Below are 16349 nucleotides of genomic sequence, written 5' to 3' on the forward strand. Positions count from 1 at the left end.
TTTTTTTCTGCATGATTTAATTCTGTGCTAAAAAATCAGCCGTGTTTTGTACCGTGGCAAAGAAACCGAGTGCAGATAAAAATGCCGTTTGTACATCGGCTGCTTTGACGATCTTAGCATCATGTTCAAGATCACGGGTTGCAGTGGCATCTGCGATCACAATGGGTTGGTAGCCAAGTTCTTTGGCTGCACGTGTCCCTGAGTCAATACAGACATGGGTCATCATACCTGTGATCACTAACTGTTCAACTTGATGTTGTTCAAGGATGGTTTGAAGATTGGTTTCCAAAAAGCTATTGGGAAAATGCTTTTCGACAATCACTGATTGATCTGTGACTTTAAGTTGAGGATGTAATTCAACACCCACGGTATTTTCCTGAAAGAAACTGGCAGAGGCAGGGTTAATATGTTGAATATAAATAATCGGTAAATTGTTTTGAATAAAATGGTCTTCCAATAGATTGGTTTGCGCAAGAGCAAGCTCTGGATTGACCAATTCCATTTTGCCATTTTTAAAATAATCGTTTTGGACATCAATAATCAGTAAGGCTTGTTTCATCATTTTTTTCTTCCAACGTTAAGATAAAACAAGAGTAGGGGAAGTGTGAAAAATCCGCTATATTCAGATGAAAGCATTGTTGCTGGTTTTCTTTCGTAATGAAAAATGAATATTGAACTTGATCCGATTGATCTGAAAATTATTGAATTGCTAAAACAAGATTCGCGTTTAAGCCATAAAGAAATAGGACAGCGAGTGCACCGTACTGGGCAGGCCGTTGGCGCTCGTATTGCACAGTTAATGGATGCAGGCTTTATCAAAAATTACACCATCGCGATAAAATATGAACATAAACAATTCATCCAACTGTTTATGAATGATCAGCAAGCTTTTATTGAGGTTGAGCGTTTGGTCAAACAATATGAGCAGGTGGATGAATGTTTTAAAATTCTCGGCAACGCCTGCTATATGATTGTTAGCCATTTTAATCCATCACAATTAAATGAGTTTATTGAGCAACTGTCGCAGTGGTGCCGATATTCGGTTGAAACGGTCATGCGGGAAATTGAGACCCGTTAAAATAAAAAAAGCCCCAAGCCGAGCCTTGGGGGGAAGATTTGCCATTTCTTTTGTTTTTCTTCTTATTCAGCACTGAAAACTAAGCTGATTTTGCTGCGAGACGCTGTTCCTGTTGTTGCTCAAGTTGACGGACTAACGGTAGAACTTTTTCTCCAAAATATTCAACTTCCTCAATAAAGTGAAGAAAGCCTGATAAAATAAGATCAACGCCTACATTTTTTAAGTCCACAATCCGTTCCGCAATTTGCTGCGGTGTACCGATGAGATTGGTTTTAAAACCATCGTTATATTGCACTAAATCATCAAAGGTGGATGTTGCCCAATTACCCGCACGTTCAGGGGCGGCTGCACCTGCTTCACGGGTCGCATCACCAAAGGCATTCACCGCTTCGACATTGGCTTGTGCAATAATGTCATTCAATACGGTTTTGGCTTCTTCTTCAGTGTCACGCGCGATGATAAAGGCATTCACGCCAATCTTGATCTGTCGATTGCCCAGTTTTGCTTTACTGCGAACATCATCAACCTGTTTTTTAATTTCTTCGACACTATTACCATTGGTAAAATACCAGTCTGACACACGCGCAGCCATATCACGTGCGGCACGGGAACTGCCGCCTTGAAACACTTCGATATAAGGTTTTTGCAAAGGTTTTGGTTTAAGCGTGTAATTCTGGAATTGGTAATATATTTGCCGCCAAAGCTGTAATTGTCAGTCGTCCAGATGCCTTTGAGAGTACGAATAAATTCTTCTGAACGAACATAACGTTCATCGTGTTCAGGCCATACTTCGCCAATAGCGTCAAATTCACCACGGAACCAGCCACTCACCACATTAATGGCGATACGACCTTGAGTCAGATAGTCAATGGTTGCTAGCTGTTTCGCCGCAAGCACAGGTTTCCAAGGACCAGGTAGAATGGCTGCAATCACCTTTAGTTTTTCAGTCTGAGCCAATAGCGCATGGCTAAAACTGACTGATTCATGTTGGTTTTCTGCACCATAGCCTGCGGTAAAACGGATTTGGGTGAGTGCATATTCGAAGCCGCTACGTTCTGCGGTTTGTGCCAGTCGCACGTTATAGTCATAGCTCCAGTCGGTACGTTGTTCGATATCGCTGACAACGAGACCACCACTTACATTGGGAACCCAGTAGGCAAATTTAATTGCAGATGTTGTTATTGTCATCGTTGTATCCTCCATCAAACTATTATTTATGCGACATTGGTTAAATTCTTGGTTGGTTTAGGATGTAAGCGAGATTCAGCAGCATCTAAATCGGGTACAGCTGCCGATGGGAGTACTTCTGCCTGTTCAATCTGTTTGTTGATGCCGAGATTTTGATTGGCTTGTTCTGTTTTGGTTTTAATTACCGCAGCGCGCTGACCTTTGGCAGGTGCCCATTCTAGAATGGGTAAAGCACGTGCGACAGCTAAGGTGACACGATCAGAGAGTTGTTCACTTTTTACCGTATATTCAGGGGTAAAATCTCGATCGGTAGCATAGACGCCGATCGGTAGTGTCTGTGCTTGGAAAAAACTAAACAATGGGCGTAACTGATGTTCTAAGACAAGTGCATGACGATCACTACCGCCAGATGCTGCGAGTAAAACAGGAACATCGACCAAAGCTGTTTGTTCTACAAAGTCAAAAAAATGTTTGAATAAGCCTGTAAATGAGGCACGGTAAACAGGTGTTCCCACAATCAATGCATCGGCTGCTTCAACGGCTGCTAGATCATCTTGGACACGTTGCGGTAACTGATTTCGGTAAATCACTCCGCCAAGTAGAGGTCCAATTTCACTTAATTTGATGAAATGTATTTTGATATGAATTGCTTCTGAAAGTTCATCAATAATGGATTGAACCAAACTTTCCGTTTTTGACGGACTATTTAAACCACCAGAAACAGCAACAATATTAAGAGGAGTTGATAGCGTATTATGATGAGACATGGTCATTACCTAAAAAGATCATTTCGAATTAGGCTCTATTTATCTACATGACAGTCTAGGCTGTAAAATAAGGAAATGCTGCAAGCTTATCTTTTTTATAGATATCTCAAACTATCCCAAAGTTAAAAAAATAAAATGAATTTAATGCTCTGTTTCTATTCGGTATTTCTGTATAGTAGTTATTAATTGATCTATAGTGTATGCGTTATATCAATATTTGCATTGTTTTTCAGTTAGATGAAATAAACAAGAGTTGATGTTTGAGCAACAGTTTATTTAAAAAATAAGCTAAAATAGATCAAATTTGAATAAACACCGTACAGTGACGTACTCGCAGATAGCTTAAGCGCTTATGAATATTTTAATTGTAGACGACCATCCTTTATTTAGACATGCTTTGATTCAAGCGGTTCGTTATAGCATTCCTCAAGCACAGATTCAGGAAACTGCGGATGTTGATGAGTTCTATGAAAAGTTGGAACATGGTTCTGAGCCTGATTTAGTTTTACTCGATTTAAATCTACCAGGTGCATCTGGTTTTTCTGCTTTGGTGTATGTACGAGCACAATATCCAGCGATTCCGATTATTGTGGTATCGGCACATGAGGAAGTTTCAATCATTCAGCGGGCGATTGCACATGGTGCGATGGGCTATATCCCAAAATCGTCACATCCAAGTCATATTGGTGAAGCGATTAAACATGTATTAGAGGGTGAAATTTGGTTACCACCGAATTTACCAAAACATGCTGGATTTGATCCAAGGGCTGCTGACGAAACAGCATTGGCAGAACGTCTACAATCACTTACACCACAACAGTTCCGCGTATTGATGATGGTTGCTGAGGGTTTGCTAAATAAGCAGATTGCTTATGAGCTAGATGTCTCTGAAGCAACGATTAAAGCGCATGTCACCGCTATTTTTCGTAAATTAGGTGTACAAAATCGTACTCAAGCGGTATTGGCGATCAGTGCTTTAAACATTGAAGATAAGAAGATGTAAGATATTGAAATGAGAAATTTAAGTTCTCATTTTATTGAATATCAGCAAAGAAAAAACCAGTTCAAAAGAACTGGTTTTTTCTTATGAATTTTGGGTTCGATAGACTGAACTCAAATCTAATATTAGAAACGGAACTTCGCGTTTACGCCAATCGTTTGTGCATCTAAATTTACTAGCTTGGCATTTACATTTACGTAGCTTGCACCTACAGCAACTGCTGGAGTAATGAAGTAGTTTACGTTTGTGCCCCAAGCAGACTTGATTGGAGAGAAGTTATCGCTGTTGATGTCTGAGCTTGCATTCACTTCAGCATAAGATGCGCCAACGCTTAGTTTAGGTGTTAAGTAAAGATCAGTTTTTAAACCGTAAGCTTTATTTTCACCATATACAAGACCAGTTTCAAAACCGATCGCCATGTTGGTACCATCGATGTTACCCACATATTTAGTACGTGCAGTTACAACATCTTGTTTATCGCCAATCGTTGCTGATTCTGCAACAGTATGGAAAACACCATTTTCAAGAACACTGTTTGCATCTAAAGAGATTTGGTCAGAAACACGAGTATAACCTACTGCAACTAAGAAATTAGGAGAGACTAATGCACCTACTTCTAATGCATAACGATCACCGTTGTCTTTTTCGTCTTCAGCTTTAGTTTGAGAGTGGCTGTATGAAGCACTTGTATAAATTGGAAGGTAAGGTGTTGGAAGATATGCTTCACCTTTTACACCAAATGAATTGTTTTTAATCGTAGGGATTTCATTACCACTTAATTTAGCAAAGCTATACGCAGCAGATACATTCGATGCTTGGTTTAAGAAAGCAGCTTCGGCTAAAGGACCTTTAGATGCATCTACATTTTTAAGGTAAACAGTACCTTGAGCAGCACCAGTAAAATCTTTATCGTTTACAGTCGCGTCTAGGAATTCAGATTGACCTTGAACTTCTACTTGGTAAGCGTGAGCACCGGTCATGGCTAATAATAAAGCAGTGGCTAAACCGAGTTTTTTCATAATAATTTCCAGCTTTAACAGTAAGGAATAAAGTTGGATTTCATTCTATTGTAACAAAATATGAAGTCAATGTAATAAATTGGCTGTTCCGACAAGTGATTAGCCAATAAATGAGATATGGTTAAAAAATGTGCAAATGTTTTTAAAAATGTCAACCTTCCATAAAATTAATATCAAACAAGGAGATAAATCTGTTTTTTTCATTCAATTAGAACAATTTCAGGCACTCTAATCACATGCTGTTGATTGTTTAATTCGATTGAATTAATCGTTTTTTACGTTTATAGTTGTCGCAAAACTGTAATAATTAACCTATAAAAATGTGATTTAAATCTCTTTTACATTGTGGTATGAGATATTATTATAGTAATATCATTTCATAATAAAGAATCGAATTAGCAGATTAGAGTTTTAATGGTTACTTAATTTAAAAAAACGATAATTATATTAAATACAATCTATTTAATCGACTTTACATTTTGAGATGTAATTCACATAATGCAAGCCAAGAGGTATTTAATTTGCATTTTAGTATCTCCTAACATTTTCTCAATATATGATGTTTTACTAGCTCGACTTTCCCCAAGGTTGAGCTTTTTTTTTGTTGATATGATATCAAGGATTTTTTATAAAAATAAAACACTTGTGGTGATGATAGCTTGGGTTTTTACATCAAAAAGTGGTCTCTATAGATAAAAAAATCTTTCTGATTTCTTAGTATGGAATGCATTTTCATTTTAAATACCAAATAGACGTACATTATTTCTAGAAATATTTATTTATGATTTAGATGAGTTTTAATTATGAAACAATTTTTTATAATTTATAAATTGTGTAATAAGCTGCTGTTGAATTTTAATCATTTTAAGATTATGTTTAATAAAACAATAGATTAACTGAAAATAAAAAAACTAAATGGAAATTTAGTTCAGCTTTATATGTTATGAAAACTAAAAAACTACTTTTAATAGTAGGTGTTAAATTTAAAATTCAGGTAAAATTGTTTCTGTTTAAAAATCAATCAGGATGGCTTTTGGGAACTAACAGGATGTGTTCATGGAGCGTAGTCTAAAACATACGAAATTACGTTCAGGACATACAAGCCGTCGTTTGTTCTTCTGTATGGTCATTATTATTTTTTCGATTTTATATATTTCTATTCCTCTTATCATTCACACTTATCAAGAATACGTAAAAACAAAACAAGCTTTAACTGAAATTATTGGTTTACGTACGTTGGTTAAAACAGCGAATCAAATTTCTAAAGAACGAGCGCCATCTAATCAAGCAATGGCGAGTCAAGCTAGCGATTTACTAAAAAATGTAAAGAAATTAGAAGAGCATCGGCAAATTGTAGATACTCAGATTGATCAAACAATTTCTGTTTTAAAGGAGAATGGTTTTGAATCAATCGCCTTACATTTACAAACAGATCTAAAGCTAAAATTGGCTCAAGCTCGCACGGAAGTTGATGCCTATATACAGATGCCATCGCAACAACGAACTTCTCAAAAGTTTGATCATGCAATTCTTTCAATGTTTGCTGTTTGGGATGTAAATAGGGATTTTCTGAAATTGCTTATGACACAGTCAGCCAGCAAAGATAGTGATATGTCGAATTATTTTACATCGATTTTAATCTTAACCGACATGCGCGATCAGGCAGGGCGCATCGCATCGAATATTATTGCACCGATTACTTTTTCGGAGTCTATCTCAGATGAAAATCGCGCACGTTCTTTGCAAACGCAACATCAAGCAGAATATCTTTGGTCACTGGTGGATACTCTTCAACCTGAACAAACAAAAACCCCTAAATATATACATTTGCATGAACGTGTCAAAACGGAGTTCCTTGATCAAGGGTTACCTTTGATTGGAGAGTTGCTGGATCAAAGTAAGAATGCCGAACCTTATTCGCTTATAGGAACGCAGTTAACTGAGCGAATGGTTGGCAAGTTTACGACAGTAATAGATTTGCAAAACTATATCTTAGACTATAGTTTTGAAGTTGTTAAACAACAGAATAAAGAAGCAAGGCAACAGTTCATTTTCACATTTGGTATTTCTATTGTTTCTTTGCTGACCGCTATTTTTACTATGAGCTATGCTAAAAGACGAGTATTTCAGCCTTTAATTAGAGCAAGAAATATGATTCTTAGCCTGTCGAATAGTTCTACCGAACAATCTATTAATAAACAATCTCGACAAGAATTTGTTTCGCTTTTTGAAGCGATAGAGAAGTTAAAAAATATTTTAAAACAACGAGAGTTGATGGAGTCTCAACTTAAGCAAATTGCGAATTCGGATGTACTCACAGGTGTGGCAAATCGGTTAGCATTAGAAGAATATATTAATTTATTAGAGTCAAAACCTGAAAGGTTATCAGAAACCTGTGTGATTGTGGTTGATATTGATAATTTTAAGTTTGTAAATGATCAGTATGGGCATATCGTTGGCGATCAGGTGATTACCATGATTGCTGATCAACTGAGACATAATGTAAGAGCATCTGATTTGATCGTACGTTATGGTGGTGATGAATTTTTGGTGGTCATTGAAAGTATTGAAATGAATGCCGCAAAAGCAATTGCTGAAAGTATTCGTTCAGGCATCTTAAAACAAAATATTATTATTTCTAGTGTCGGTGAGTTGATTCAGGTTTCGGTCAGTATTGGGGTGGCGATTGGGGCGGAGAGCTGGTTAGAGCTGCTAGAAAAAGCAGATCAGTCGTTGTTAAAAGCGAAGGCGAAGGGAAAAAATGTGGTGGAGGGGTAAAATGAAATTTGCCTAATTAGCAAATTTTATTAACTCCTCGCCTAGAGATATTGGTTCAAAAGAGCTTTCTAGAATAAGAGTTGGCTTAATGAGTTTTGTAAAATAAACCATTTACCTTTTGGTTCATTTCTAAGTTCAGGTAGACCGTTATCCTGATTAGCATAGTTTAGAGAAATAGAAACTTCTTTAGTAAAGCTTTCGCCATTGTTGATGTAATGAAGATGAGTTTTTATAACAGTACTTGAGGGTGTTTGATCACTAGAACTAATAATATGAAAATTTAATAACTTCATGGTTGAATAGTCCGTTTTAATATGTGTTGTCGCTTTTCCATGATGTTCACCTATTGTATGAAGCAAGGACGGTGTTAACTTTCCCCATTGTTGCTCTTTCCAAGATTGTAAAAATTCCAGGAGTTTATACTCAGGACTACTTTCTTCTAATGTTTCAGTTGTCTGATTTTGCCAAAAAATGAAACTTTGGCTAGGGCGTTTTTGCCATAAATTAATTTTTTGTTGAATTTTAATCGTCTCACTGTATTTTTTTAGTGTTTCTAAGAATGGCTCTTCATTTTTGTGTTTTTTAATACTTCTTTCATCTGCCCAATCGATAAGAGCAGCTAATGCCCACCAACATTTGGAAGCGACTTCTTTGTTAGCGAAATTTAGATCTCGGCCATGCAGAATACCATTACGATAAGGAATTGTAATTTCCTCAATACATGTAGCTTTGCGTGATGAATTCATAATCGTTTTAAGAAATGGTAGTCCACTAGAATGAGCTGTAATACTATCGAAAAGCTCAAATTCAGATTTTTCAGTAAAGAAGCCTATGTGATTTGAAATATCATTGGCTAGACCATCTATAAGAGCCAATAGTAGAGGAATACACGAGTGGTATCGTTCTTCCAAATAGTCTGTTTTTAATAACGTAAGTAGATCTACTCTTAATTTAAAATGTTCACGGCTTTGACATTTTAATAATATTAAGTTTATATGATTTTCATCAATTGAATCTATTAAAAGCCTTTTAGCTTCATCAATTTTGTTTTCTGTTCCAAGTTTTACAGCTTCTTCTAAAATATTTTGACTTAAAGCACTATAACAAATCCAGCCATGCTTAGAGAAGAGTTCATTAAATTGGTCTGGTAAGTCTAAAATATTGCTCATCTCTTGAATTTTTAAAAACTCTTCTTTTATTAGTTTAATCTTTGGATTGAGCTTATAAATAGCAGGAAATTTATCTAATACTTTAAAACTTACTTGACCTACTTTAAGTAAATCAACTAATGGCTTGATAGATTGATTATCTTTAATTTTTTTAGGCATAAAAATGATAAAACGGAGAATGAATCACCGTTTTATCATGAAATTACAATGAATTGTATTTTATTTAAGCATCGGCTTTAAGAAACGCCCTGTATGTGAAATCTCAACCTCAGCGACTTGTTCAGGTGTACCTTCTGCAATAATTTGACCACCACCAGAACCACCTTCAGGACCAAGGTCAATTACCCAATCGGCAGTTTTGATCACATCCAAATTATGCTCAATGACCACAATGGTATTCCCCTTATTGCGTAGCTCATACAAAATATCGAGTAACTTGGCGATATCATGGAAATGTAAACCTGTGGTTGGTTCATCCAAAATATACAAGGTTTTGCCTGTATCTCGTTTTGCTAACTCACGTGCTAATTTAACCCGTTGCGCCTCACCACCTGAAAGTGTGGTTGCGGCTTGACCTAAACGGATATAACCCAAACCCACTTGCATTAACGTATCTAAACGACGATGAATCACCGGAATGGCACTAAAGAATTCAGCTGCATCTTCAACGGTCATTTCTAACACGTCTGAAATGTTCTTGCCTTTATAACCCACTTCTAAAGTTTCACGGTTATAACGCTTGCCATGACAGGCATCACAAGGCACATACATATCAGGCAGGAAGTGCATCGCGACTTTGATCATGCCATCGCCTTCACAAGCTTCACAACGTCCGCCTTTCACGTTAAACGAGAAACGACCTGCACTATAACCACGTGCTTTGGCTTCAGGCGTTTGCGCAAATAATTCACGAATTGGGGTAAATAAACCTGTATACGTAGCAGGATTTGAACGTGGGGTACGACCAATGGGACTCTGATCAATATCAACCACTTTATCGAGATGCTGTAAACCATCAATCGAATCAAATTTCTCTGCAGTCAGCGTGGTTGCACCATTGAGTTGAGTCGCAGCCAAAGGCAATAAGGTACGATTAATCAGCGTTGATTTACCCGAACCTGAAACCCCAGTCACACAGGTCATAATGCCGAGAGGAATGGTTAAATCGACATTTTGTAAGTTATGTCCGCTTGCCCCAGAAAGCTTGATCACTTCATTTGGACGAGGGGATAGCGTACGCTGTTTCGGTACTTCAATCTTCAATTTGCCTGAGAGATATTGACCAGTGAGTGAGTCAGCATGATTCGCAAGTTCGTCATAAGTGCCTTCGGCAATAATTGCACCACCGTGAATACCTGCACCAGGACCAATATCAATAATATGATCCGCAGCACGAATTGCATCTTCATCATGCTCAACCACAAGTACGGTATTGCCGAGATCACGTAAGCGAATCAAGGTTTGCAGTAGACGATCATTGTCACGTTGATGTAGACCAATGGATGGCTCATCCAGTACATACATCACGCCCATTAAGCCTGCACCAATCTGAGAAGCAAGACGAATACGTTGTGCTTCACCACCTGAAAGCGTTTCAGCCGAACGTGCAAGACTTAGATAATTGAGCCCAACACTGACCAAGAAGTGTAAACGCTCACGAATCTCTTTAAAGATTTTATCGGCGATTTCACCTTTGGCACCTTCAAGATTGAGGTCTTGATAGTAATTTTCAGCATCACCAATCGACATCTTGGTAATTTGTGCGATGGTCTTGTCTTTAACCCGAACATGGCGTGAAATCTCATTCAGACGTGAACCGTCACAGGCATCACAGGCTGCATTGGATAAATACTGCGCTAGATCATCACGTACATAATTCGATTCAGTTTCACGATAACGGCGTTCTAAGTGCGGCAAGATTCCTTCAAAGGCTTGTACACGACTGTGTTTACGACCACGTTCATCAATATAACTGAGGTCGATTTTCTCTTTGCCTGTCCCTTGTAAAAATTTCTTTTGGGTGTCTTTATCGAGTGTATTCCAAGGCTGATCGAGATCAATACTGAAATGATCCGCTACTTTTTGCAGCATGGTGTAGTAATAAGGACGTTGTCTGTCCCAACCACGAATTGCCCCTTGGCTGATTGAAACCTCTGGATTTGGAATTAGTTTTTCTGCACTGAAATGACTACGAGTTCCCAAACCATCACAGACAGGGCAAGCACCAAATGGATTATTAAATGAGAATAAGCGTGGTTCAAGTTCAGCTACGGCGCGGTCACATTCAGGGCATGAGTGTTTTGCTGAGAAAACACGTTCAGGATGCTCGCCGTTCATCCACGATAAGACCGCAATATCACCGCCTAGACGTAATGCAGTTTCAAAAGATTCTGCAATACGGTTGCCCAAATCATCACGTACTTTAAAGCGATCAACCACCACTTCAATGGTGTGTTTTTTCTTTTTGTCTAATTCAGGTGGGGTATCAATATCAATGATTTCACCATCGACACGGGCGCGGACAAAACCTTGTCCTTGGAGTTGTTCAAATAGTTGAGTGTATTCACCCTTACGCTCGCGCACCACAGGTGCAAGTAGCATCAGTGCTGTGCCTTCTTCCAGTCCTTTTACTGCATCAACCATTTCTGAAATGGTTTGTGCCACCATCGGTAGATCATGTTCAGGGCAATAGGGTGTACCAACACGAGCATAGAGCAAACGTAAATAGTCATAGATTTCGGTAATTGTACCGACGGTTGAACGTGGATTGTGGCTGGTTGATTTTTGCTCAATTGCAATCGCAGGCGATAAACCTTCAATCGAATCAACTTCAGGCTTTTCCATTTGTGAAAGGAATTGACGTGCGTAGGCTGAAAGTGATTCGACATAACGGCGTTGACCTTCGGCATATAAGGTATCAAATGCGAGCGATGATTTTCCTGAACCTGAAAGCCCTGTAATCACCACAAATTTGTCACGTGGAATATCGAGTGACACATTTTTTAAATTATGGGTACGTGCGCCTCGAATACGGATATGACTTTGGCTCATGAAAACATCTCAGTAGTATGCAAATAGAAGGTCAAAACAGGTTGAACATGGGTGCAATCCATCATCAATTATTTAATTTCAATGTAATGGTGCAAAGATTCAGTACACATCAATTTAAAATAATTTCTGGGCAGCATCTTACTGTTGAACAGGTCTTATATATGATAGCGTCTTAAAATTGTTCAAGTGGTATAAAAATATTTAAAACGACAAATTGTGACGGTTCAACGATAAGATCAGTATTTATCTCGACTTAACCGAGTTGTATTTTTATCATTCATTGTTGCAGATTTCCACTGCAAAACTCTCGATGAGAAGAAATACATAATTTTACTAGACGACTGGTCTAATATTAATTTATAGTGTGCTTATGAAACGATCAATAAAGAGTGAAGCAACTCGACAACACATTTTGGATACCAGTTTTGAATTGGTATTGCGTAAAGGTTTTGTGGGAGTTGGCTTACAAGAAATTTTAAAAGCCTGTGACGTGCCAAAAGGTTCGTTCTATCACTACTTTGCATCTAAAGAGGCATTTGGTTGTGCCCTATTAGAACAGTATATGGCGGATTACAAAGTACGAGTCGAACAGCTCTGGCAGCACACTGAACAAAGTGCGTATGCACGTTTGATGGCTTTGTGGCAGGCATGGATTGACGATCCAATTTATGGCAGTTGGGCAGAAAACTGCTTAATTGTCAAACTCGCGGCTGAAGTCTCTGATTTATCAGAAGACATGCGCCAGATTTTAAATTTAGGTGTGCATCGACTCACGCAACGCGTGGCGCTGTTATTGCAAGAAGGGCAGCAGCAAGGTTCGATTCCAACACATCTTGATCCATTTAAAACAGCTCAAGTGATGTATCAGCTTTGGTTAGGGGCTGCTTTGATGACCAAATTGGCACAAGACAAAGCACCGCTACATCTGGCTTTAGAAACCACCAAACAGCTGTTACAACCAATACAGGAATAAATCATGCAAAGTATTATCCATCAACAATTTGGCGAACCTGTAGATGTTTTAGAATTCGGTGATATGCCGAAACCTGAGCCTAAAGCAGGTGAAGTCCGTATTAAAACGATTATGTCCCCAATCCATAATCACGATGTGTGGACGGTGCGGGGGAGTTATGGCTATAAGCCAACTTTACCTGCAATTGGCGGTAGTGAAGCGGTAGGTATTGTCGACGCTGTGGGTGAAGGTGTTGATCAAAGCAAATTAGGACAACGTATTGCGGTTGCTGGTGTGCATGGCAGTTGGGCAGAATATTTTATTGCACCTGCACACAGTATGATTCCTTTAAATGATGCGATTAATGATGAAACAGCAGCGCAATTGATTGGGATGCCGATTAGTGCCTTGATGTTATTAGACTTCGTCAATGTTCAAACAGATCAATGGCTGATTCAAAACACCGCAAATGGTGCAGTCGGTAAAACAGTAGCCATGATTGCTCAGGCACGTGGTCTGCAAGTCATTAATCTCGTGCGTCGTACAGATGCAATTGCCGAGATGCGAGCTTTAGGTATTCAACATGTGGTTGCCACGGATCAAGTGGATTGGAAGCAACAAGTCAAAGCCATTCATGCTGATCAGCCCTTAATCGCAGGCGTGGATTCAATCGGTGGTACGGCAAGTGGCGAAATGTTAAATCTACTGAGTGAAAATAGTTTGTTAGTTTCATTTGGTAGCATGACAGGTGAAACCATGCAGATTTCATCAGGCGACCTGATCTTCAAACAGGCAACAGTCAAAGGCTTTTGGGCGAGTGTGGTCAATAAAGAAATGCCAACAGAGCGTAAAAAAGTGTTATTTGTCGAGCTACTTACACTTGCGACCCAGAAAAAACTGGTTCTACCTGTTGAAGGTGTGTTTAGTTTTGATGAGATTAAAACGGCTGCACTCAAAGCAACTCAAGGTGCGCGTCAAGGTAAGGTCTTGTTAAAACCATAATTGGAAAAATAGCAGATCAGTCGCATGGCTGGTCTGTTCAAATTTAGGCACAATAAAAAGGAAAATAGCATGATTGGACAACTGCTCATCGGCTTGATTGCTGTATTACATGTTTATATTTTAGTACTAGAAATGTTTTTGTGGGACAAACCTTATGGTTTAAAGGCTTTTGGTAATAGCTTGGAAAAAGCCCAACTCACGAAAGTTTTAGCGCAGAACCAAGGCTTGTATAATGGTTTTCTTGCAGCAGGTTTATTTTGGTCGCTACTTGCTCCTGCAACGTATGCCGTAGCTTTGGCGAATTTCTTTTTAGGCTGTGTGTTGGTTGCAGGAATTTATGGTGGATTGACTGCCAGTAAGAAAATTATTTATATCCAAGCTGTACCTGCATTGATTGCTTTAATCGCGGTTCACTTTTTTTAAGCAATAAAGGTATTCACTCGAGCGAGTTTATGTTTTAATGCAACCAGTTTGAGATGAGCCTCATACAGTATATCGGACAATACGATATACGACTAAGCCCCCATGAGGGGCTTTTTTTATGCCTAAAAAAATTTTTTAGTTTGTATTACAACATTCCAGTATGTTTATGCTGGGCATTATTGGTAAATATATATAACTGAATGCTAGAAGTTGTCATTTTTAGTCACTAGTAGTTGATATAATTTAGAATTGTTTTTTTATTCTCTGACAAATAAATTAAAATTAAATATATATAAATAATGAGTAAAAAAACAATGTCGAAGTTTAAAAGGATGAGCCTATTTGGATGGATATTGTGTATTAGTTGTAGCGCTTTTTCCCAAGAGACAAAAATTATAGCTTTTAATCAGGTTCTTAATTTGAATGTTGGTCAAAGCTATCAATTTGAGTTAGAAAATCTCAATCCAAGTACGCAATTATGGACAGCATTTTATGTGGTTGGAGTTCCACAATCTGCTGGGATGGATACACACGCAAATTTGACTATAATGGGTGATGGACTAATAGCAGAAGATCATCCTAAAACACCCGTTGAAAGTATTACTTTAATTGCAAATGATTTACCAGTACGTCAAAACTATTCTTTAAAAGAATTTAGTGGATTGATGGGGGAAATTGAAGATCAGACGGGACAGAAGGTGCAAGATCCTAATTTAAGTCAAACAGGGAATGTTCGAATATATGGGCGAATTCTAGATTGGATACCAGAATATAATTTACAAAAACCAGCCAAAATTAGTTTTAGTATTAATAATCCAAAAGATTTTGATATTAAGGCTGTTTATATGATTGTTGGTGAAGGTGTTAAGACATCACAATTACTGGAATTGGCTATTGAAAACAAAGATATTGCTAAACAACCACAGCAAACAGGTTCTGAATCAAAAGAAAAAGATTCTTTCCCTTTAGCAATGAAATCATTGTTGCTGCTAATATTTGTTGCTTTAATCAGTTTTTTAGTTATAGCAAGAAGAAAGAAAGCTTAAGAATGCAAGGTTGAAACTTAATGCTTAAGGAGGATTAACCCTCCTTAAATCGATCTTAATCTAAACCTAACCATTGACGTTGTTGGTAAGCGCTATCCCAAAATAACCATTCCAACTTCGCACCCATGCGATAAGCCGCATGCATTTTCACTAAAGTATCTTCATCACAACGTGCAGCGACTTTATCAATGGTCGCAATTACATTACGCACCGCTGTATTAAATTCTTCACCTGCATAAGTATCAATCCATGCTTGATAAGGATTGTTTTCAACGGATTGACTCACGATGTCTTTCCCCACTTCTGCATAAATCCAGAAACATGGGAGTAAGGCTGCCAAAATCACAGGATAGCTTTCCGACCAAGCCGTAGCAGTTAAGAACGACGTATAATGATGGCAGGCGAGTGTTAATGGCGTATTTTCAAACTCAGCTTTGCTAATTTCAAACTCCTGCATAAAGTCAGCGTGCAAACTCCGCTCCACAATAATGGCAATTTTTGCTGCTTCAGAAAACTGAATCACATCATCTGCTTCATAGGCTTTTGCAGCAGCCACAGCCAGTGCACGTCCATAAGCCAGTAAGTAATGTGCATCTTGAATGACATAATGGCAGAATACCTCACGCTTCAACGTGCCAGAAGCCAGTTCTTGATTAAATGGCAGTGCTAATATTTTTTGATATAAATCTTGATTACGTTGCCAAACATCTTGGGAAAAAGTCATGTATTTGAACCTATGAACAGCTTATAAATTGAAGAATGACAAAACTATAGCAGAGTCTTTATCTCGATCGCTTTTTCTCAAAATAAGTCTAACAATCTTTTTTATTTTCTAGCGCAAACTCACCTACAATAGGCGCATTTTTATCACCCAAC

General features: G+C 38.1%; 13 protein-coding genes and 1 pseudogene. 7 read left to right on the plus strand and 7 right to left on the minus strand.

What is annotated here, in order from left to right:
• Positions 1–16: 16 nt before the first annotated feature.
• A complete protein-coding gene (locus MMP60_RS00725; RefSeq protein WP_241334819.1) occupies positions 17–559 on the minus strand; it encodes a cysteine hydrolase family protein in 543 nt (180 codons plus the stop codon).
• A 105-nt stretch (positions 560–664) separates the two neighbouring features.
• On the opposite strand from MMP60_RS00725, the gene MMP60_RS00730 reads away from it, so the two are divergent.
• A complete protein-coding gene (locus tag MMP60_RS00730) occupies positions 665–1078 on the plus strand; it encodes an AsnC family transcriptional regulator (protein WP_087537033.1) in 414 nt (137 codons plus the stop codon).
• A gap of 79 nt (positions 1079–1157) precedes the next feature.
• Here MMP60_RS00730 and sfnG read toward each other — a convergent pair.
• Positions 1158–2266: pseudogene (gene sfnG / locus MMP60_RS00735) on the minus strand (dimethylsulfone monooxygenase SfnG).
• Between the two features lie 26 nt (positions 2267–2292).
• Positions 2293–3033, minus strand: a complete 741-nt coding sequence (msuE, locus tag MMP60_RS00740) for an FMN reductase (protein ID WP_241334537.1) — start codon at positions 3031–3033, stop codon at positions 2293–2295.
• Positions 3034–3385: 352 nt separating this feature from the next.
• Here msuE and MMP60_RS00745 point away from each other — a divergent pair, with 352 nt between their 5' ends.
• Complete coding sequence (locus tag MMP60_RS00745) at positions 3386–4036, plus strand: response regulator transcription factor (RefSeq protein WP_018679402.1); 651 nt, start codon at positions 3386–3388, stop codon at positions 4034–4036.
• A 122-nt stretch (positions 4037–4158) separates the two neighbouring features.
• On the opposite strand, the gene omp33-36 is transcribed toward MMP60_RS00745, so the two are convergent.
• Entirely contained in the window at positions 4159–5055 is an 897-nt protein-coding gene (gene omp33-36 / locus MMP60_RS00750; protein WP_347005391.1) for a porin Omp33-36, read from the minus strand.
• A gap of 1053 nt (positions 5056–6108) precedes the next feature.
• Here omp33-36 and MMP60_RS00755 point away from each other — a divergent pair.
• Positions 6109–7830, plus strand: coding sequence for a GGDEF domain-containing protein (locus MMP60_RS00755; protein WP_241334539.1), 1722 nt, complete (start codon positions 6109–6111; stop codon positions 7828–7830).
• 68 nt (positions 7831–7898) lie between these two features.
• On the opposite strand, the gene MMP60_RS00760 is transcribed toward MMP60_RS00755, so the two are convergent.
• The gene (locus MMP60_RS00760) at positions 7899–9158 is read right to left on the minus strand and encodes a hypothetical protein (RefSeq protein WP_241334540.1); all 1260 of its coding nucleotides are present in this window, start codon (positions 9156–9158) and stop codon (positions 7899–7901) included.
• A gap of 60 nt (positions 9159–9218) precedes the next feature.
• On the minus strand, positions 9219–12050 hold the full coding sequence (gene uvrA / locus MMP60_RS00765) for an excinuclease ABC subunit UvrA (protein WP_241334541.1): 2832 nt from the start codon (positions 12048–12050) through the stop codon (positions 9219–9221).
• A 370-nt stretch (positions 12051–12420) separates the two neighbouring features.
• Here uvrA and MMP60_RS00770 point away from each other — a divergent pair, with 370 nt between their 5' ends.
• The 4 genes from MMP60_RS00770 to MMP60_RS00785 all read left to right on the plus strand — a co-directional run bounded on the left by MMP60_RS00770 (position 12421) and on the right by MMP60_RS00785 (position 15473).
• A complete protein-coding gene (locus tag MMP60_RS00770) occupies positions 12421–13023 on the plus strand; it encodes a TetR/AcrR family transcriptional regulator (RefSeq protein ID WP_046739998.1) in 603 nt (200 codons plus the stop codon).
• Between the two features lie 3 nt (positions 13024–13026).
• On the plus strand, positions 13027–14004 hold the full coding sequence (locus tag MMP60_RS00775; RefSeq protein WP_241334542.1) for a zinc-binding dehydrogenase: 978 nt from the start codon (positions 13027–13029) through the stop codon (positions 14002–14004).
• Between the two features lie 69 nt (positions 14005–14073).
• A complete protein-coding gene (locus MMP60_RS00780) occupies positions 14074–14427 on the plus strand; it encodes a DUF1304 domain-containing protein (protein ID WP_241334543.1) in 354 nt (117 codons plus the stop codon).
• Between the two features lie 314 nt (positions 14428–14741).
• Positions 14742–15473: a hypothetical protein gene (locus MMP60_RS00785; RefSeq protein ID WP_241334544.1), complete on the plus strand. Its 732-nt coding sequence runs from the start codon at positions 14742–14744 to the stop codon at positions 15471–15473.
• A gap of 55 nt (positions 15474–15528) precedes the next feature.
• Here MMP60_RS00785 and tenA read toward each other — a convergent pair whose 3' ends face one another.
• Complete coding sequence (gene tenA / locus MMP60_RS00790; protein ID WP_241334545.1) at positions 15529–16197, minus strand: thiaminase II; 669 nt, start codon at positions 16195–16197, stop codon at positions 15529–15531.
• Positions 16198–16349: the final 152 nt, after the last annotated feature.

It is taken from the genome of Acinetobacter sp. ANC 4805, from assembly GCF_022549495.1.
Lineage (GTDB): Bacteria > Pseudomonadota > Gammaproteobacteria > Pseudomonadales > Moraxellaceae > Acinetobacter.

Coding starts and splice junctions, on each gene's coding strand:
- MMP60_RS00725 (WP_241334819.1), bottom strand. CDS start 559: ATGAAACAAGCCTTACTGATTATTGATGTCCAAAACGATTATTTTAAA.
- MMP60_RS00730 (WP_087537033.1), top strand. CDS start 665: ATGAATATTGAACTTGATCCGATTGATCTGAAAATTATTGAATTGCTA.
- msuE (WP_241334537.1), bottom strand. CDS start 3,033: ATGTCTCATCATAATACGCTATCAACTCCTCTTAATATTGTTGCTGTT.
- MMP60_RS00745 (WP_018679402.1), top strand. CDS start 3,386: ATGAATATTTTAATTGTAGACGACCATCCTTTATTTAGACATGCTTTG.
- MMP60_RS00755 (WP_241334539.1), top strand. CDS start 6,109: ATGGAGCGTAGTCTAAAACATACGAAATTACGTTCAGGACATACAAGC.
- MMP60_RS00760 (WP_241334540.1), bottom strand. CDS start 9,158: ATGCCTAAAAAAATTAAAGATAATCAATCTATCAAGCCATTAGTTGAT.
- uvrA (WP_241334541.1), bottom strand. CDS start 12,050: ATGAGCCAAAGTCATATCCGTATTCGAGGCGCACGTACCCATAATTTA.
- MMP60_RS00770 (WP_046739998.1), top strand. CDS start 12,421: ATGAAACGATCAATAAAGAGTGAAGCAACTCGACAACACATTTTGGAT.
- MMP60_RS00775 (WP_241334542.1), top strand. CDS start 13,027: ATGCAAAGTATTATCCATCAACAATTTGGCGAACCTGTAGATGTTTTA.
- MMP60_RS00780 (WP_241334543.1), top strand. CDS start 14,074: ATGATTGGACAACTGCTCATCGGCTTGATTGCTGTATTACATGTTTAT.
- MMP60_RS00785 (WP_241334544.1), top strand. CDS start 14,742: ATGTCGAAGTTTAAAAGGATGAGCCTATTTGGATGGATATTGTGTATT.
- tenA (WP_241334545.1), bottom strand. CDS start 16,197: ATGACTTTTTCCCAAGATGTTTGGCAACGTAATCAAGATTTATATCAA.